This is a genomic window from Pseudomonas oryzihabitans (assembly GCF_014522265.1).
GTDB classification, from domain to species: Bacteria; Pseudomonadota; Gammaproteobacteria; order Pseudomonadales; family Pseudomonadaceae; genus Chryseomonas; species Chryseomonas aestiva.
This window is the reverse complement of the sequence record NZ_CP017024.1, coordinates 4,779,085-4,796,228: the sequence shown is the minus strand read 5'-3', so window position 1 is coordinate 4,796,228 and position 17,144 is coordinate 4,779,085. Positions and strand designations below refer to the sequence as shown.

Annotated in this window: 13 protein-coding genes and 2 pseudogenes; 9 read left to right on the top strand and 6 right to left on the bottom strand. The window is 65.4% G+C overall.

Annotated features, from left to right (window positions below; genetic code table 11):
- Positions 1–143 precede the first annotated feature (143 nt).
- The 3 genes from BGI51_RS22125 (at position 144) to BGI51_RS22115 (ending at position 1,677) form a co-directional block, all read left to right on the top strand.
- Complete coding sequence (locus BGI51_RS22125; protein ID WP_187979762.1) at positions 144–536, top strand: RidA family protein; 393 nt, start codon at positions 144–146, stop codon at positions 534–536.
- Between the two features lie 183 nt (positions 537–719).
- Complete coding sequence (locus BGI51_RS22120) at positions 720–1,190, top strand: hypothetical protein (protein ID WP_187979761.1); 471 nt, start codon at positions 720–722, stop codon at positions 1,188–1,190.
- Positions 1,191–1,278: 88 nt separating this feature from the next.
- Complete coding sequence (locus tag BGI51_RS22115; protein ID WP_187979760.1) at positions 1,279–1,677, top strand: hypothetical protein; 399 nt, start codon at positions 1,279–1,281, stop codon at positions 1,675–1,677.
- Positions 1,678–1,744: 67 nt separating this feature from the next.
- On the opposite strand, the gene BGI51_RS22110 is transcribed toward BGI51_RS22115, so the two are convergent.
- The 3 genes and pseudogenes from BGI51_RS22110 to BGI51_RS24245 all read right to left on the bottom strand — a co-directional run.
- The gene (locus tag BGI51_RS22110; RefSeq protein ID WP_187979759.1) at positions 1,745–3,736 is read right to left on the bottom strand and encodes a putative bifunctional diguanylate cyclase/phosphodiesterase; all 1,992 of its coding nucleotides are present in this window, start codon (positions 3,734–3,736) and stop codon (positions 1,745–1,747) included.
- A 185-nt stretch (positions 3,737–3,921) separates the two neighbouring features.
- Positions 3,922–4,785 (bottom strand): methyl-accepting chemotaxis protein, encoded by an 864-nt coding sequence (locus tag BGI51_RS24250; RefSeq protein ID WP_410003738.1) that lies wholly within the window; start codon positions 4,783–4,785, stop codon positions 3,922–3,924.
- Positions 4,780–5,757 (bottom strand): annotated as a pseudogene (locus BGI51_RS24245) (methyl-accepting chemotaxis protein); the annotation flags it as partial. The gene BGI51_RS24250 and the pseudogene BGI51_RS24245, both read right to left, overlap by 6 nt.
- 508 nt (positions 5,758–6,265) lie before the next feature.
- Here BGI51_RS24245 and BGI51_RS22100 point away from each other — a divergent pair.
- The 3 genes from BGI51_RS22100 (at position 6,266) to BGI51_RS22090 (ending at position 10,351) form a co-directional block, all read left to right on the top strand.
- Positions 6,266–6,508: a DUF1654 domain-containing protein gene (locus BGI51_RS22100; RefSeq protein ID WP_252977162.1), complete on the top strand. Its 243-nt coding sequence runs from the start codon at positions 6,266–6,268 to the stop codon at positions 6,506–6,508.
- 51 nt (positions 6,509–6,559) lie between these two features.
- Positions 6,560–7,090, top strand: a complete 531-nt coding sequence (locus BGI51_RS22095; RefSeq protein WP_187979757.1) for a GNAT family N-acetyltransferase — start codon at positions 6,560–6,562, stop codon at positions 7,088–7,090.
- A 216-nt stretch (positions 7,091–7,306) separates the two neighbouring features.
- Entirely contained in the window at positions 7,307–10,351 is a 3,045-nt protein-coding gene (locus tag BGI51_RS22090; RefSeq protein WP_437179460.1) for an autotransporter domain-containing protein, read from the top strand.
- A gap of 86 nt (positions 10,352–10,437) precedes the next feature.
- Here the strand turns inward: BGI51_RS22090 and BGI51_RS22085 are convergent, their stop codons facing one another.
- The 3 genes and pseudogenes from BGI51_RS22085 to BGI51_RS24235 form a co-directional block, all read right to left on the bottom strand.
- Positions 10,438–11,358 carry a substrate-binding domain-containing protein gene (locus BGI51_RS22085; RefSeq protein ID WP_187979756.1) on the bottom strand — a complete coding sequence of 307 codons (921 nt, stop codon included), beginning with the start codon at positions 11,356–11,358 and terminating at the stop codon, positions 10,438–10,440.
- A 14-nt stretch (positions 11,359–11,372) separates the two neighbouring features.
- Complete coding sequence (locus BGI51_RS24240; protein ID WP_405046477.1) at positions 11,373–12,128, bottom strand: methyl-accepting chemotaxis protein; 756 nt, start codon at positions 12,126–12,128, stop codon at positions 11,373–11,375.
- A 102-nt stretch (positions 12,129–12,230) separates the two neighbouring features.
- Positions 12,231–12,626: pseudogene (locus BGI51_RS24235) on the bottom strand (HAMP domain-containing protein); the annotation flags it as partial.
- 1,112 nt (positions 12,627–13,738) lie between these two features.
- Here BGI51_RS24235 and BGI51_RS22075 point away from each other — a divergent pair.
- The 3 genes from BGI51_RS22075 to BGI51_RS22065 all read left to right on the top strand — a co-directional run bounded on the left by BGI51_RS22075 (position 13,739) and on the right by BGI51_RS22065 (position 17,076).
- Positions 13,739–14,020: a hypothetical protein gene (locus tag BGI51_RS22075; protein WP_133861192.1), complete on the top strand. Its 282-nt coding sequence runs from the start codon at positions 13,739–13,741 to the stop codon at positions 14,018–14,020.
- Positions 14,021–14,333: 313 nt separating this feature from the next.
- Positions 14,334–14,597 carry a hypothetical protein gene (locus BGI51_RS22070; protein ID WP_133861191.1) on the top strand — a complete coding sequence of 88 codons (264 nt, stop codon included), beginning with the start codon at positions 14,334–14,336 and terminating at the stop codon, positions 14,595–14,597.
- Between the two features lie 289 nt (positions 14,598–14,886).
- Positions 14,887–17,076 (top strand): TonB-dependent siderophore receptor, encoded by a 2,190-nt coding sequence (locus BGI51_RS22065; protein ID WP_187979754.1) that lies wholly within the window; start codon positions 14,887–14,889, stop codon positions 17,074–17,076.
- Positions 17,077–17,144 lie beyond the last annotated feature (68 nt).

Here is a 17,144-nt window from a genome sequence, read left to right as displayed (position 1 = left end):
TCAAGGCTGCCCTCGGCATCCCCGGAGGATCGGGGCGGAGCCCGCGAGGTCAGGCGTCCGGGGCAGCCCCGGAAAAGCGCGGCTAGGCCTCGGAGCACTGCTGCTGTTAGTTTGCCTTTTCTACGACTGCGGACGCGAAGACAATGACAGACCGCCAGTTGATCATCCCCGACAGCATGAGACTGCTTGTCGAACGTGCGGGTTATGTACCGGCCGTGAAGGTCGGCAAAACGCTCTATTGCGCAGGGCAGGTGGGCCGTACGCCGGAGCTGGAGGTTATCCAGGATCCCGAGCAGCAATTCCGGGCGGCCTGGGACAATCTTCGCACTGTCTTGGCAGCGGGTGGCTGTACGTTCGAGGACGTGGTGGAGTTGACGACTTTCCACGTCGACCTGCATAGGCATATGCCGGTCTTCAGGCGCGTGAAGGATGCGGTCTTTCCCAGAGCGATGTGCGCCTGGACCTGCATCGGCGTCGCCGAACTGGCCCGTGCCGGACTCCTCGCGGAAATCAAATGTATCGCCGTGCAGCGATAGACCTGCCGCCCCCGGCTGTTCGGCCTGATGGCGCTGCCTGTGCAGAACGCTTGCTCAGCGTCCGGGTTGCGGAAACAGCTGAAGGGCTGCAGCGCTCAGGATCGGATAGTCAGGGGAGCGGTCCTTCATTCGCCTCCGCGAATCCCGGAGGCGATCGTTCCAACCCATTCAGGAAGCACTGTGATGAATAAAGATGGCAGCGAAACCTCGGCGGGCTATCTCTTGCTGGGCTACGTCGATGCCCGCCTGTTGGCGCTGTACCAGGCCGGGGTAGTGCCCAGGCTCGAACTCGCGCGTACCCCGGCTGCGCTGACCGCTACGGGGCAGGCCGCCGAAGCGGCGGTCCCGCTGTATATCCAGCAGGGCGCTGCACACGACTTCCTGCCCGGGTCGGGCACGAGCGAGTCCGCTCAGCCGGTTGAAGCGGATGAACCAGGGTCTTTCCCCGCGCAGGACAGCCTGGCCTGCCCTGTGGCGGAGGATGCCGAATGGCATTCCTTCAATGCACTTGAACAACAACTGGAGCTGCCGGACGAGGGCGCGGAGGACTACTCCCTGGAAGAGCGGCTCGAAGCCACCCGCCTGGCGTTGGCGGCGCTCGAAGCGGGGGAGGAGGTCAGCGTTCCGCTGCTCAGGCAGGCGTCCGAGAAATAGTGGCAATTAGCCATATATAGGGCTAAGGTTAATAGCCTTAACCTCAGACTGTGTCATCCTAAGCACCTTCTCCGCCGTTTCTTGCACTATGACCGCCTCACGAAGACCTCCTCGCGGTGCAGGCCGCACGGCCAAGCCCGATTCCCTCCGCGCTGCTCATGAGCAGATCACCCGCAACAGCGGGACCCTCGCCGATATCGCCGATCTGATCGAGATGGAAGGCAAGGCCAGGCCAGGACGTCAGCCGCCCGGGCAGCCCACCCGCGCCCGGTCCGAAGCCGCCAACCCGGCAGAGACGTCCAAGGCAAAAGTCGCGGGGGATAGCAGCGGCGGCCATTTCCTGGTGCAGCCCGTGTTCGGGATACCGCTGGTGGCGCTGCTCGTCTGCGCCCTGATCCTGGGCGCTGCGGTAGGGGTACCGCTAGGCGTGGTTACCTATGGAAGCGCGCTCTGCACGGCGGTGCTGGATAGCCTGGCGATCTTCTAGACGAACCGTAGGCAGGGCATCGCTGCCGGCCCCCGGCAGGGCGCCGGAAGTCGTTTAGCGCTACGCGTCAGGCTTCCAGCGACGCCGTGAGCTGGAATTCCTGACCGCTAGGAGCCGCCGCGGGTCTGCCCAGCAGATACCCCTGGGCGAGCCGGACGCCCAGCTGCTGCAGCTGCGCCAGTTGTTCAGGGGTTTCCACGCCTTCGCAGAGCACCTCGAGTTTCATCGCCTTGCCCAGCAGCAACAGGGAGGTCAGGACCTGGCCACGCTGTTCCTCGTCCTCGATCGCCAGGATCCGGCGATCGAGCTTGATCAGCTGGAAGGGCAGTTCGAGGATGGGGCCGAGGCCGGCAAAGCCGCTGCCGAAGTCGTCCAGGGCCATACGGATGCCCAGCAGCTGGAGCAGGGCGAAGGACTGGCGGGTCTTGGTATCTATGACCAATTCCACCCCTTCGGTGACCTCCAGGACCAGGCGGTTGGGCGCCAGGCGCGAGAGCCTGAGGGCCGCGGATACCCGCTCATGCAGGATGGGATCGGCGAATTGCAGCGGCGACAGGTTGATGGAGATGCTCAGGTGTGGAGGCCACTGACTGGCCGCGAGACAGGCCTCCTTCACCACCCACTCGCCCAGGGCGATGATGAAATTGCCCTGTTCCGCGAGCGGGATGAAAACCTCTGGCGAGACCATGCCCAGGGTCGGATGCTGCCAGCGCAGCAGCGCTTCGTAACCCGTCACTTGCCGGGGCTCGACGCGATAGATGGGTTGGTAGTGCAGCAGGAATTCGTTGCTCGCGAGTCCCTTGCGGACATCCTCCGGGGTGAGCAGCGCGGCATGGTCGAGCGGTGCGCCCAGGATGGCATCGACGCCCCCTTCGAAGACCCGGTCCCGGCCCTCGCGCTTGGCGCGATAGAGCGCGCGGTCGGCACAGTCCAGCAGGTCGTCGGCGCTGCTCAGACCGGCCAGGCCACTGCGGGCGATGCCGATGCTGACGGTGACCCGGGTCTTGTCGTCCTGACGCCCCTGGTGCGGGATCTGCAGGTCGCGAACGCGTTCCAGGATGGCCTCCGCCACGTCCAGCGCCTCGGCCGGGCCGACCCGGTCCAGGAGGACGACGAACTCCTCGCCACCATAGCGACCAATCCTGTCACCCGGGCCCAGCCCGACCGCCAGGGCCTTGGCCACGGAGCGCAGGCAGTCATCCCCGGCGAGGTGGCCGTAGTAGTCGTTGTAGCGCTTGAAGTGATCCACGTCGATCAGCAGCACGGCGCCTTGCTCTCCGGCCAGGCGGCGTTGCCAGAAGTCTTCGAGGAGCGGGCGGAGCTGACGACGATTGGCCAGCCCGGTGAGGGAGTCGGTTTCCGAAAGGATCTGCAGATCCTGATTGGCCGAATTGAGAGACGCCAGGCGGACTTCTTCGCGCAGCTTGTAGAGGTAGGAGCGGCGCCCTTCGACGTTGAGCCAGTAACTGGCCAATAGCGAAAAGAACGCCATCACGATGGCGTTGGTCATCATCAGCCCGCCGACGATCGGTGACACCGGCGCTTCATGGACGGCAAGGGCGATCACCGACAGGGCGAAGCCGTTGAACAGCAGGGCCGGCAGCAGCGGACTCTTCATGCAGGTGTTGACGAAGGCCAGCATCAGCGGCCAGGTGAAGATGAACAGTGTCTGATTCATCTCCCTGCCCGGTGGGCCGTTGATCACCATGTTGTAGACCACCACCAGGCCGACATAGAACGGCAGCGAGGCCAGGGTTTCGCGCCAACGTGTCGGCACCACCTGCAGCAGCACCACGACCAGCAGCGCGAAGGGGGTGGCGATCCCCAGCATCTGGGCGGCCGCCCAGGGCAGGGCGTCTTGCAGCAGGAGCCACCACCAGATCAGAAAGCTGTCGTAGCTCAGGGTGCCGATCAGCAGGCAGCGAGTGAGGTGCCGCGTGCGCTGCTTGTGGATATCTAGCTGAAACAGGCGCTCCAGCACCGAGACGAAGGCAAAGGGCCCGACCGGCACAGCAAGCGTCTGATCGACAAGCCGACCCAGCTCTGGTGAGGTTTTCATGTGTGACCTGGACTGACAGAAGAGATATCAATGTGCGATAAGTGACATTGATAATATCAATATGATGGCACCTAGTGACTGGCCGCTGGCGCAAGGATTCAGCCGAAATGACCGGCGGTTGAGTTGGAGAACCTGACGGTGCGAGCCCCTGCCGCAGGCTGCTGCGGCAGGGGCTCGGGCTGTTGTCAGACCTGGAAGCGGCGGGTCATTTCCTGCAGCCGGACACCGATGCGCGCCAGCTCCGTGCTCGAGGAGGCGGTCTCCTCGCTGGCGGCCGCGGTCTGCTCGGAGATGTCGCGAACGTTGGTCACGCTGCGGCTGATTTCTTCACCCGCCGTGCCCTGCTGCTCCGCGGCGCAGGCGATCTGCTCGTTCATCGACTCAATGTCCTTGACCGAGCGGGTGATGCGCTTGAGCAGCTCGCCCGCTTCGCGCGACAGGCCGACGCTGCTGTCGGTCAACTGCACGTTATGATCGAGCACCGCCGCCATGCGGTCGGTGCTCTGGTGCAGACCGGTGATGAGCTGGGCGATCTCGTCCGTCGAGGAGCGGGTGCGCTGCGCCAGGCCGCGGACCTCGTCGGCGACCACGGCGAAGCCGCGTCCCGCCTCGCCGGCGCGGGCGGCTTCGATGGCGGCATTGAGCGCCAGCAGATTGGTCTGCTCGGAAACCGCCTTGATCACGTCGAGCACGCCACCGATGCTGTCGGCATGATCGCGCAGGGCGGCCATGGCGATCTTGGTCGACGCCATTTCGCCGGCCAGCAGTTCGATCTGGGCGACGGCCTTGTTGACGGCCTGGTCTCCCTGCTGGGCCTGCTGACTGGCCTCCAGCGCCGAGCGCGCGGCGGCCCCGGCGTTGCGCGCCACTTCGTGGGTGGTCGCCGTCATTTCCTGCATCGCGGTGGCGATCTGATCGGTCTCGACCTTCTGGGATTGCACCCCGGCACTGGTCTGCTCGGTCACCGCCGACAGCTGCTCGGCGGCACTGGCGACCTGGACGACGCCATCCTTCACTTCGCCGATGAGTCCGCGGAGGTTGGTGGTCATCTGCTGCATGCTGATCTGCAGCGCGCCCAGTTCATCCTTGCGGGTCACCTCCAGCTGACGGGTGAAGTCGCCGTTGGCGACCGTCTGTGCCAGGAGAACGGTGTCCTTCAGCGGGCGGACGATGGAGCGGGTGATCAGCCAGGCGCCCAGGAGGCCCAGAGCGATCGCGATGGTCAGCCACACCAGCAGCAGCTGGCGTGCACCGCTCACATCCGTCAGCTGGAATTCCTTCTGGATCGCGGTGAGCTTGTCGGCGACCGACAGCAGCGTGGTGATGGTGGTAGTGATACCGGCCTGACCCTGGTCCACCTGGGCCTGGGTGGTGATCAGCTGTTGCAGGCGCTGCTGGTAGCCGTCGAGTTCGCTGCCAAGCTTCTGCAACGCCTCGGTCGGCAGGGTGCTGGTCGTAGCGAGTTGTTTGACCTTTGCCTGGATACCGTCCAGGGCGCCATGGGCAGCGGCCTCGTTATCCTTGGTGGGCGTGGTGGCATAGCTACGCAGGGCAATGCGCATCCGCTGCAGGTCGATGAAGAGGGCCGCTACCTGCTGACGGTCTTCGACTCGCCCTTCCTGGGAATTGGCCGCCGTGGCCAGGGCCAGCAGATAGGTGTCGGCCGCTTCCGCCGTGGCGGTCGCCGCCTGCTGGACGGTCGCACGCTCCCGCGTGGCCGTCACTACCTGGGTGTAGAAGTCCCGATAGCGCTTGAGTGCGGCCTGGGCTTCGCTCAGCAAGGCCTCGTTGGCCTTCGAGTTGAAGTTGGGGATGATGCTCTGCAACTGGGCTTCGAGCTTGTCGAGCGCGGCCAGCCATTTGGCCGCCTGGGCCTCGTCGGCCTTGACGATGTAGACGAGTCGCTCGATGCGCATATCGCGCGCCAGGGTGCTGAATCCGGAGATGTCGCCGATTCTTTCGCTCCGATCGCGCAGGGCGTCGGTAGCCTGCCATCCGGTGTAGGCCACCAGCAGGATCATGCCGATGAGCAGGGAGAAGCCGAGTGCCAGCTTGGCCCGGACGCTGATGTTGCTGAGGAAATTCCAGCCATTGTGCTGCATGTGGACTACCTGGAGAGGAGGGCCGGGTGGAAGCACCTCAGCCGGATTAACGGTGATTTGTTATCGCGATAGCTTTAAGCCCTTGGACGGGCTCTGAATACCTGACGTCATGGAGGTGCCGTCAGTCGCTGCTCGCGGGGGCGCGGCGCGCATTAAGAGCACCCTGAGCATTGTGGATGGGTCTGACCCTAGCCAAGAAAAAGTGATCCATGTCACACCTTTTCCAGAGATGGCTGGTGGCTATTCCTGGATGGACGGCGTGTCGCCATCATGGGGAACCCGGGTTTCCTCGCGGGCCGACACTGGGCAAAAAGGGTCCTCCGGCGTAGACCTCCAGGGGCTGCCGGCGGATCAGGGAGCCGGGCGACTTGCCAATCGCCTCGGTCGAGAACTACTGTATAAAAGAACAGTTATGGAGCCCGCGCCCATGGCCCAGAGCCAGCCATCCCAGCTGACCTCCTATGATCGCCTGACGATGCGGGTGTCGCGGCTGGTGAACAACGCGCGCGGGGTCATCGACAAGCACGTGCATGTGGAGCGCCTGGAAGCGAGCAGCGAGGACTGGGAATTGTTGCTTGAAGCCTTTGGCGAGACCGAAGGCCTGATCGTGGCCCATCGCGATGACGGCAGCATCGACCTGTTCTGGAAGGTCAGCTACGACGATTTCTGAGCGGTCATGACAGAGCGCCGGCTTCGCAAGCGGCTTGGCGCTGGAAGGAGGTTGACCATGAATATCCAGCGGCTGGGGCCTGCCTGGGCCCCCGTCTACCGGCAACTGATGCTGGACGCCTATGCCCGACATCCGGAAGCCTTCACCTCCAGCCCCGAGGAGCGGGCGGCACTGCCGCTCGACTGGTGGGAGCGTCGGCTGCAAGAGGATGACCAGGCACAAGAGTGCGTTTGGGGCGCAATCCGGGGCGCGGAGCTGCTGGGCGTTGTCGGTCTTGGCCGCGAGACGCGGGAAAAGGTCCGGCACAAGGCGACCCTGTTCGGGCTGTACGTCCCTGATCGTTACCGGCGTCTGGGAATCGCCAAGGGCCTGCTGGACGAACTCCTGACCCATGCGCAGGGGTTGCCCGGGCTCAGGGTCGTTCAGCTCACGGTGACCGAGGGTAATGATGCCGCGCTGGCGCTGTACCGGCAGGCGGGCTTTAACCTCTTCGGCAGCGAGCCGCTGGCGATCGCCGTGGGGGATGGCTTGCTTACCAAGCTGCACCTCTGGTGTGATCTGGACAGGTTGCGCCGCGGCTAGCGCGTCCCTGCCATCCACCACACCGCGATCCTTTCCCGGCCGGGCGCCGGATCGCGGTCCCGAGGGTCATGGGATGTCGTGAAACTGCCTCCAAATCGCCGCCACACCGTCACATCACCGCTCTAGGCTCGCCGCCCCAAGACAGCTTGTAACAAGTTGTATCCACAGGGCCAAGGAGAAGAGCTGGTGAAACGTTCAGGTAATAAACCCGCGGTGTTGACGGTCGCGTTCGCGGCCTCGCTGTTGGCGCTTTCGGTGCAAGCGGCCAGCCGTTCGGGCAACAACGCCATCAATGGCGTCGACCTGCTGTCAGGCTACAACAGGCTCTGGACCCCCGGCGCCACCTGGAACACCGGCACGCCCACCGCCTTCGGGGCGCCCATCCTGCAGCGCAATATCCAATACGTGGTCGACCTCGCGAAGACCCGCACCCAGGCCCAGGAGATAGCGGCCTACTACGACGACCGCCGTGACCAGAGTTACAGCCTGATCAGCGGCCTGGGTTCCCTGGCCAATGGCTACCTGGCCGGCTCCGGCGCCTTCACCACCATCCCGGTGTTCGACGCCTCCACCCAGACCATCAAGTACAACGACAACGGCAACGGCGCCGGCGACGCCAACGCGCAACTGGGCAAGGTGGTGCAACTGGTCCAGGCGATCCGCAACGATGCCTCCACCACTCCGGCGAAGAACGCCTACCAGTATCCGCGGCCCTGGCGGCAAGCCAGCGTGGACATCGTGCCGCTGTCGTTGCGCCCGGCGCTCAGCACCACGCCGCAGAGCGACGGCGGCTTTCCCAGCGGCCATACCAACGCGGCCTACCTGGCGGCCATGGGCTTCGGTTACGCCGTACCCCAGCGCCTGGGTGAAGAACTCTTCCGCGCCTCGGAGCTGGGCAACAACCGCATCGTCGCCGGCATGCACTCGCCGCTGGACGTGATCGGTGGTCGCATCACCGCCACCTACTTCGCCATCGACAACCTGGTCAACAACGTCCAGCTGCGCAGCGATGCCTTCGCCCAGGCCCAGGCCTACTTCGCCCAGCAGTGCGGCGGCGACATCAACACCTGCGTGGACGGCATCGATCCGGCCACCGACCAGCAGTCCCAGCACGCCCAGGACAAGGCGCTGTACACCGCCCGTATGACCTACGGCTTCGCTCCCGTCGGTCCGACCAACCTGGCGCCGGTGGTGCCGGTCAACGCCGAGGTGCTGCTGGAGACGCGCTTTCCCTATCTCACCGCCAGTCAGCGCCGCGACATCCTGGCCAGCACCGAGCTGTCTTCCGGCTATGTGATCATCGACGAATCCAACGGCTACGGTCGCCTCAACCTGATGGCCGCGGCCGACGGCTACGCGACCTTCACCGGCAATGTCAGCGTCAACATGGAGGCCAGCCAGGGTGGCTTCAACGCCCGCGACGCCTGGCGCAATAACATCGCTGGCAGCGGCAGCCTGACCAAGAACGGCAGCGGCGAACTCACCCTCAGCGGCGTCAACACCTACAGCGGCGGGACGGTAATCAATGGCGGCACCCTGCGTGGCCATGCCCAGGCCTTCGGCAGCGGCGACATCACCGACAATGCCACCCTGGTGCTGGACCAGTCGGTCAACAGCAGCCTGGCCAACAACCTGCACGGCAGCGGCAGCCTGGTGAAGACCGGAGGCGGCTCCCTGAGCCTGACCGGCAACAGCGACTTTTCCGGTACCACCCGCGTCAACCAGGGTCGCCTGGCCATCAACGGCAACCTCGGTAATTCGGCGGTCACCGTCAACACGGGCGCCATCCTGGGCGGCACCGGCAGTCTCGCCAGCCTGCGCGTGGCCGAGGGCGGCATCCTCGCGCCCGGCAACTCGGTGGGGCAACTCAACGTTAACGGCAACGCCGTCCTCGACCAGGGCTCGATCTATCAGGTCGAGACCGATGCCAGCGGCCGCGCCGATCGCCTGGTGGCCAGTGGCAGCATCACCGTCGACGGCGCCACCCTGGCGCTGGTTTCCAGCCCCTCCTGGCAGCCGCTGGGCAGCTATCAGCTGCTGAGCGCGGGCAATGGCCTGAGCGGCCGCTTCGGCCAGATCCAGTCCGACTTCGCCTTCCTCACCCCGACCCTGAGCTATGGCGCCAACCAGGCGACCCTGAGCCTGGCGCGCAATGGCGTGGCCTTCGCCGAGCTGGCCGAGGGCCGCAACGCCCGCGCCGCCGCAATGGGCCTGGATAACGCCGGTGCCGGCAATGCCTTGTGGAATCAGGTGGCCGCGACCAAAGCCGCCGGCGCCCGGAGCACCTTCCAGAGCCTGGGCAACGAGCTGCACGCCTCGACCAAGACCGTACTGGTGGAAAACAGCCGGCTGGTACGCAATGCCATGAGCGATCGCCTGAGCGACGCCCAGGACGAGCTGCCGTCCGGCTCCGGCATCCAGGGGCTGGCCGGCAGTCGCGAGCGCGGTCTGGTCTGGACCCAGGCCCTTGGCGCCTGGGGTCGCAACGACGGCAGTCACGACGCCAGCAGCCTGGACAGTCACAGCCGTGGCCTGCTGATCGGCAGCGACGTACCCCTGGACAGCGGTTGGCGCGTCGGCGGGTTGGTGGGCTTCGGTCACACCGATCTCGACCTGCGCGGCGAGTCCGGTTCGGCGGACAGCACCGACTACCACCTGGGCCTCTATGCCGGCCAGCAGTGGGACGCCCTCAGCCTCAAGCTGGGCCTGGCCCACAGTTGGCACTCGGTGGAAGCGCGGCGCAACCTGGCGATCCTCGGTAACGACCAGCGCCTGGCGCCGGACTACGATGCCGGTACCAGCCAGGCGTTCGGCGAACTGGCCTATCGGATCGAGCAGGGCGGCCTGAGTCTGGAGCCCTTCGCCAATCTGGCCCGGGTGCATCTGCAGACCGATGCCTTTCGCGAGCGCAGCGGTGCGCTGGAGCTGGACAGTCGGCGGCAGACCACCGATGCGACCTTCAGCACCCTGGGCCTGCGCCTGGCGGCCAAGCCACTCGGTGGGCTGAAGGTGGTGCCGAGCGCAACCCTGGGCTGGCGCCATGCCTTTGGCGACACCACCCCCGAGCACGAGTCGGCCTTTGCCGGTGGCCCGGACTTCAAGCTGGTGGGGGCACCCATTGCGCGGGACGCGGCGGTGGTGCGCGGCGCCCTGGACCTGGCGCTGAGCGAGACGGTGTCGCTGGGATTGGGCTATGAGGGCCAGCTGAGCAGCCATACCAAGGACCAGGACCTCAACGCCCGGCTCAGCTGGCGCTTCTGAGGAAAGGCGTCCTGGCTGTCCGAAAGGGCAGGGCGCCTGGCCCGGGCAGGAGGCTGCCGGAAACGGACAGCCTCCTGCCGTGAGGGCTAGAAGGACGCCAGATTGTCCGGCGTGATCAGCTGGAAGGGGACCTGGGTGAGATTGCTGCTGGTGGAGCCGTTGGCCAGCCGCAGGGCCATGTCCACCGCGCCCTGGCCCTGGCCCTTGGCGTCCTGCAGCACGCTGACCGCCAGCTTGCCCTCGCGCATCTCCTTCAGCCCGTCGGGGGTGCCGTCGATGCCGCCCACCAGGTATTTCGAAAGCGGCTTGCCGGCCTTTTCCAGACCGCGGATCGCGCCGATGGCCATCTCGTCGTTGTTGGCGGCGACGATATCGAAGGCCACGCCCTTGTCGACCCACTGCAGAACGCGTTCGGTCGCCTCACTGCGCTGCCAGTTGGCCGAGGCCTTCACCACCACCTGCATGTCGGGGTACTTGGCGACGACCTTCTCGACGCTTTCGGTGCGCAGCTTGGTCGCCGGGTGGGCCGGTTCGCCCATCAGGATGGCCACCTTGCCCTTGTAGCCGGCACGGCGAGCCAGCTCCTCCATCTGCATCGTCGCGGCCTCCACCTCGTCCGAGCCGACGAAGCCGGCATAGGCGGGCAGGGGAGAGACGCTGGGGCGATAGTTGATGAACACCAGCGGCACCTTGCTGCTCATCGCCAGCGACAGCATCTCCTGGGTATGGCTGTCGTCGATGAGATTGACGATGACCGCATCGACATGGGCCGCGATCAGGTTGCGGTACTGGCGCAACTGCAGGGCGCTGTCACTGTTGGCGTTTTCCAGGAAGACGTCGGCGTCCAGGGTATGGGCGCGTTCCTCGACATTGTTGATCAGCAGGGTGCGGAAGTTGTCGCGCTTGGAGGTCAGGACGCCGATCAGCGGGGCGCTGGCGTGGGCCAGGTTGGCGCAGGTGGCGGCCAGCAAGAGACCGGCGAGAAGGCGAAGCTTTGGCTTGAACATGAGTCGGTCCCCGGTCAGACACTGAAACGTTGCAGCAGCTCGCGCTGCCGGCTGGCCATGCGCGAGAGGTCCTCGCTGCTCTGCGCGGCGCTGTCGGCACCTTCTGCAGCCCTGAGCGCGGCGTCGTTGATCTGCACCATCATGCGGCTGGTTTCCTGCACGGTGGCGCTCTGCTCTTCGGTGGCGGCGGCGATCTGGGTATTCATCTCGCGGATGGTGCCGACCGCCTGGCTCATGCTCTGCAGGGCTTCCCGGGCGGAGGAGGCCAGTTGCACGCACTCCCCGGACTGGGCGCGGCTCACCCCCATGATTTCCACCACCGAATGGATCTTCTGCTGCATCTGTTCGATCTGTTGCTGGATCTCGCTGGTGGAGGCCTGGGTTCGACTGGCGAGGGAACGTACCTCGTCGGCGACCACGGCGAAGCCGCGCCCCTGCTCACCGGCGCGAGCGGCTTCGATGGCGGCGTTGAGGGCGAGCAGATTGGTCTGCTCGGCGATATTGCGGATGGCGTCGACGATGCCGTCGATGCTCTGGCCATAGCCCTGCAATTCATCGGTGGCCTGGGCGGCGACCTGGATCTGCCGTGCCTGGCGCTGGATGCTGTCGATGGTCTCGGCGACGGTGGTGCCGGTCGCCGTGCTCAGTTCGAAGGTGTGGTCGACCGCATCCTTGGTGTCGATGGCGCGCTGGGCCACCTCGGCCACGGTGCTTTCCATCTGGGTCATCGCCGAGGCGGCGGAGCCGAGCCGCTCGGTCTGCTCCTCCACGGCGCGGGTGGTACTGGCACTGATGTCGGCATTGGCCAGGGCGGTATGCCGGAGGTCGTCGGCCGACTGGGTGAGGGTCTGCACCGTGGTCTGCAGCGAACGGATCAACTCGTTGAGATAGCCGCCCAGTTCGCTGAATTCGTCCTTGCGGCGCACATCGAACTGGACCCGCAGATCGCCGGCCGTGACCTGGCGCAGCGAGTCGCGGAACGCCTGCAGCGGTCGCCGCAGACCGCGGGCGACCCACAGGCCGATGATCACGGCGGCGCAGATCGCCAGCAGGGCAACGATGGCCAGGACCTGGCGGCTAGTGGCCACGCTGGCATCGGTATCGCCCTTGGCTTGTTGCGCCACGGCGACGGCACCGGCGCTGAGGGTGCGCAGCGCATCCAGGGTCGCCTGCAGGGCGGTGCCGGTGCGCTGGCGCTGGGCGTCGAACTGGGCCTCGGCCGCGGCCTGTCGCTCATAGGCCTGGCGCAGGCCGTCAGGCGCGGTCATCTCGTGCAGCAGACGGGTGACCATCACCCCCACGATGCGCGCGCTGCGCTCGTCGATGGCGGCCAGGGCGCGCAGCCGATCGGTGATGACATCCTGCTGCTGGTTGAGCGTCACCGCCAGACCTGGCAGATCCAGGCGGGCCGCCTGAGCGGCGAAGGCGGCATAGGTCTTGTCCGTCTCGATCAGCAGCATCTGGGCGGCGCGAACTGCCGCGCTGGCACCTTCCGCCTTCTGTTGCGCACTGTAGGCCTGCAGGTAGCTGGACAGTCGATTGGCCTCCGGCGTGGCATAGCCCTGCAGGGTCCGGGTGGCACGGCGCACCTCGACCAGCTGGCGATAGCTGTCGATGAGGATTTTTGCCTGGTCGCCATAGGCGTTGCCCAGCTTCTGCTCCTGAGCGAGCGCCTGGATCAGCGGGTCGTGGCCGCGCAACAGCGCCGGCAAACGCTGGTGCAGCTGCAGGTAGTCGGCGAACTGCTGCTGGAATTGCTGCTCGTGCGTGGCGATCGGCGCGGAATCGGTCTCGGCCAGCAGGCTGAGCAGGGTCTGGTTGGCGCCCAGCAGCTGCACGTTGATTTCGCCGACGGCCTGGCCGAGCGGCGCGGATTGCTCGGTGATGACCGCCAGCCGCTCATGGATGGACTGGGTACTGGTGAAGCTTACGGCGACGATACCCAGCAGCAGCAGCACCAGAAGAGCGATGCCGCCGACTACCCGTTGAAGAAGCGTCATGGTTGTTCCCTGCTTTGTTATCGGTGTAGAGGCAGGAGGCCATTGGCGGCAGGTGTCATCGTGCGTCTCGATGCCTGTCCATGGCCAACATCCCCGCAGCCTAGTCTTATCGCCTGACCTTTCCGCAGGGTCTGCAGACGTGCGGCCTGCGCCGGGCGATCAGCTGTCGTCGACACCCGCCAGCGCTCGTGCCAGAGCCTGGCGTGCCGTTTCGCGTGCTGGACGGGCAGCTGCATCCCCTGACGGCCAGGCACGGGTCGGGGGCTCGAATAGCGCCACCGTGCGACGGACACCTCAGGTTGCGATCCTGAAGTGCTCGGCCAGAAACCAATCCGGGCTTCGCCAGGTCCCTGAAAGGTCTCTTTTCTCAGGATTACCCGATGTCCAAAGCTCTGCTGTGCTCCCTCGTACTGGCTACCGCCGCAACCCTGACGGCGTGCGACAAGACCTCCGAAGACCACGCCCAGGACGCTCAGACCCATAGCCAGAAGGCCCAGGAGAAGGCGGCCGAAGGCAAGGTCGAGCGCGCCTCCAAGGAGCAGGCCAAGGCGCAGGAAGACCGGGCCCAGGCCAATGAAGCCGCGGCCACCGAAGGGCGCAACACGCCTCCCGATTCCGCCGTGCCCGGCTATATCAAGACGCCCGGCAAGGAAAATCCCTGAGTCTCGACCCCGGTCGGCGGTCGGTTCAGGACCGGCCGTCGAGGGGGCGAAGCGAGAGGCAAGGCCTGCCGCAAGAGGGCTTGGCGCCTTCTTTGCTGTCCGGCGAAATCGGGGCGTGACGCTCTCGCTGGCGGAACATCCGGAGAGCAGGAGGACGAGGGCCAGGGCAAGGCTCTGATCGGCGGCGCGGTGAACGGGCCTCGGCGTGCCGACGACAGCCATCGTCGAGGCGAGCAACGGCTGTTTACATCCGGGCCAGGACGATTAGAGTAGGGGCCACTTCGCCATCATTCGTCCAGCCTCCGGAGCCGCCATGAGCCTTTCGCGACCGATCCACTGGTATCGTGCCCGCAGCACGCTCGAAATCGTCGCCTTGGGCCTGGGCGTCATCGCGCTGGTGATCGCTGTCGATCAGGGCCTGCGCAACTCGCCCTCGGAACACCTCGCCGACTATCACGCCTGCAAGGGTGACGGTGGCCTGGCGCGAATGAACGCCATCGGCGAAATCGTCTGCCGGCTGCCCAGTCCGGTGATCGGCCAGGTGGCAGCCAAGACCCCGGCGGTCTCCGGCCTCTAAACCACCGTCAGGCTTCGCACTGCGCGGCCCGTTCAGGATCAGCCCGATCCTGTGACCGGACCTTTTCGGCCCGGTGATGCCTCTTTCCTGCATTCCTTCCTGATGCCGTCCTGACCTCTGGACGTGGATCACGGCTGCCTGGCATTCGCGATGCGAACAGCTATTGCTTACCGTAACATTTGATAATGAGAGTTTTTATCATTTAAAGTGCTGGCCCTCGCGGGATCCCGCGAAGAGCAGCCTTCAAGTGCACGGCGTCGGCTGCAACGCCACGGTCACAAGGATCACCATGAACACCCAAGGAACCCTCTGCCAGCCCGTCCGCCTTCGCCGCGGGGCTCTCCGTCAGCTGCTCCTGATCGGCGCGCTGATTCCCTTTCCGCTGACGGCCCTGGCCGCCACGGTGGCCGAGCAGAACGCCACGGAACTGGACACCCTGACCATCGAAGGCAACCGCCTCTACGACATGGCGCCCTCGGAACAGACCGGCGGCTATACCGTGGATTCGGCGACCGTGGGCACCAAGACGCCGGCTGCCCTGCGTGACATTCCCCAGTCGATCACCTCTTACACCAGCGACTACATCAAGGACCGCAACTTCAACACCCTGGACGAGCTGGCCAAGTCCACCGCCGGCCTGCGGGTGCTGACCAACGACAGCGGGCGTTCCTCCATCTATTCGCGTGGTTACGAGTACGACGAATACAACATCGACGGCCTGCCGGCGCCCATGACCAGCATCTTCGGCACCGTGCCCATCCTTTCGCCCTTCGACCGGGTCGAGATCATGCGCGGGCCCTCGGGGCTGTTCAACAGCACCAGCGAGCTGGGCGGCATCGTCAACATGGTGCGCAAGCGCGGCACCGAGGACTTCCAGGGCCATATCACCGGGCGCTACGGCTCCTGGGACACCAACTACCAGGAGATCGACCTGGCCGGTCCGCTCACCGAAAGCAAGAATGTCCGCGGTCGCTTCGTCGCCTCTCGCGCCGACACCAATGGCGAGGTGGACTACAACGCCAACACCGACCAGAGCTACTACGGCGACCTGGACATCGACCTGTCCGACGCCACCCAGATCTCCTTCGGCCTGATCCATCAGGTCAAGAACCTCACCCCGCACAACGGCTATCCCACCGACGCCCAGGGCAATCTGCTGGACTTCAGCCAGTCGCGCTTCCTGGGAGCGGACTGGAACTACTTCGACGGCAAGACCACCGACGGCATCTTCGAGCTGACCCACAGGTTCGATAACGGCGGCTATGGGCGCATCGCCGCGCGGGCGTCGCACCGGGAGGCGGATTACCTCTATGCCTTCACCGGCGGGGCGGTGCAGGCCAACGGCAATACCAGCATTCGTGCCAGCACCCGGGACTTCGAGCAGGACGCCTATTCCCTCGACGCCAGCTACAGCCAGCCATTCGAGGCGCTGGGTCAGGTCAGCGAATTCGTCGTGGGTACCGACTACAAGCACTACGACACCGATTACCAGAACGGCAACAGCGTCCTGGGTACGGTCAATGTGAACAGCTATTCGCCGACCCGCTTCGCCAAGCCGGCGCGCGCCTACCAGACCGACTTCAGCAGCGAGGATCGCGAATTCGGCCTCTATTCCAAGGTCACCTTCCGCCCCATCGAACGCCTGGCGCTGATCGGTGGCGCCCGTGTTTCCTGGTACAGGGGCGATGCCTACACCACCACCCTGGCCAGCGGTGCCGAGGCGGGGGAGAGCCAGAAGCACAGCGGTTTCGTCACCCCCTATCTGGGTACCGTCTACGACCTGGACGACTACCATTCCCTCTATGCCAGTTATTCCAAGGTGTACAAGCCGCAGAGCGAGCTGGATGCCCAGGGCAAGGCCATCGATCCTCGCGAGGGCGACCAGTACGAAGTCGGCATCAAGGGCAGCTACTTCAATGGCGACATGAATGCGCGCCTGTCGATCTTCCAGCTGACCGACGAGAATCGCGCGTCCACGCCTTTCGATGCCAATGGTCTTGCGATCACCACCTATTCCGAAGCGTCCGGCAAGACGCGGGTGAAGGGGGCCGAGATCGAGGTCAGCGGCAAGCTCACCGAGCAGTGGGAAATGCTCGCCGGCTACACCTACATGGATACCCAGAACCTCAGCGGTGATGGCAACACCCTGTTCGAAGCCATGCCCAAGCACATGGCCTCGCTGTGGACCAAATACACCCTGGCGGGTGGTCCGCTGACCGGGCTGAGCATCGGTGGCGGGGTGACCGCCATGAGCGATTTCTCCCAGACCAACCAGACCTCCGGGGTCACCGTGTCCGCCCCCGGCTATGCCACGGTGGATGCCAAGTTCTCCTATCCGGTCACCAAGCAGCTCACCGCGACCCTGGACGTGAACAACCTCCTCGACAAGGAATACTGGTCGCGCGTAGGTTCGGTTTCCACCTTCAACTTCCAGGGCCCCTCGCGCAGCGTGATGGTCGGGGCGCGTTACGACTTCTGAGGTTCAGGCCGACCTGAGTCGGACTCAGGTCGGCCAAGGCGCTGCATGCCGTGACGATCTCTTCCACG

Bases quoted from the DNA above. Each gene is read 5' to 3' on its own strand.
- BGI51_RS22125 (WP_187979762.1), top strand. From the start codon at position 144: ATGACAGACCGCCAGTTGATCATCCCCGACAGCATGAGACTGCTTGTC.
- BGI51_RS22120 (WP_187979761.1), top strand. From the start codon at position 720: ATGAATAAAGATGGCAGCGAAACCTCGGCGGGCTATCTCTTGCTGGGC.
- BGI51_RS22115 (WP_187979760.1), top strand. From the start codon at position 1,279: ATGACCGCCTCACGAAGACCTCCTCGCGGTGCAGGCCGCACGGCCAAG.
- BGI51_RS22110 (WP_187979759.1), bottom strand. From the start codon at position 3,736: ATGAAAACCTCACCAGAGCTGGGTCGGCTTGTCGATCAGACGCTTGCT.
- BGI51_RS24250 (WP_410003738.1), bottom strand. From the start codon at position 4,785: ATGACCACCAACCTCCGCGGACTCATCGGCGAAGTGAAGGATGGCGTC.
- BGI51_RS22100 (WP_252977162.1), top strand. From the start codon at position 6,266: ATGGCCCAGAGCCAGCCATCCCAGCTGACCTCCTATGATCGCCTGACG.
- BGI51_RS22085 (WP_187979756.1), bottom strand. From the start codon at position 11,358: ATGTTCAAGCCAAAGCTTCGCCTTCTCGCCGGTCTCTTGCTGGCCGCC.
- BGI51_RS22075 (WP_133861192.1), top strand. From the start codon at position 13,739: ATGTCCAAAGCTCTGCTGTGCTCCCTCGTACTGGCTACCGCCGCAACC.
- BGI51_RS22070 (WP_133861191.1), top strand. From the start codon at position 14,334: ATGAGCCTTTCGCGACCGATCCACTGGTATCGTGCCCGCAGCACGCTC.
- BGI51_RS22065 (WP_187979754.1), top strand. From the start codon at position 14,887: ATGAACACCCAAGGAACCCTCTGCCAGCCCGTCCGCCTTCGCCGCGGG.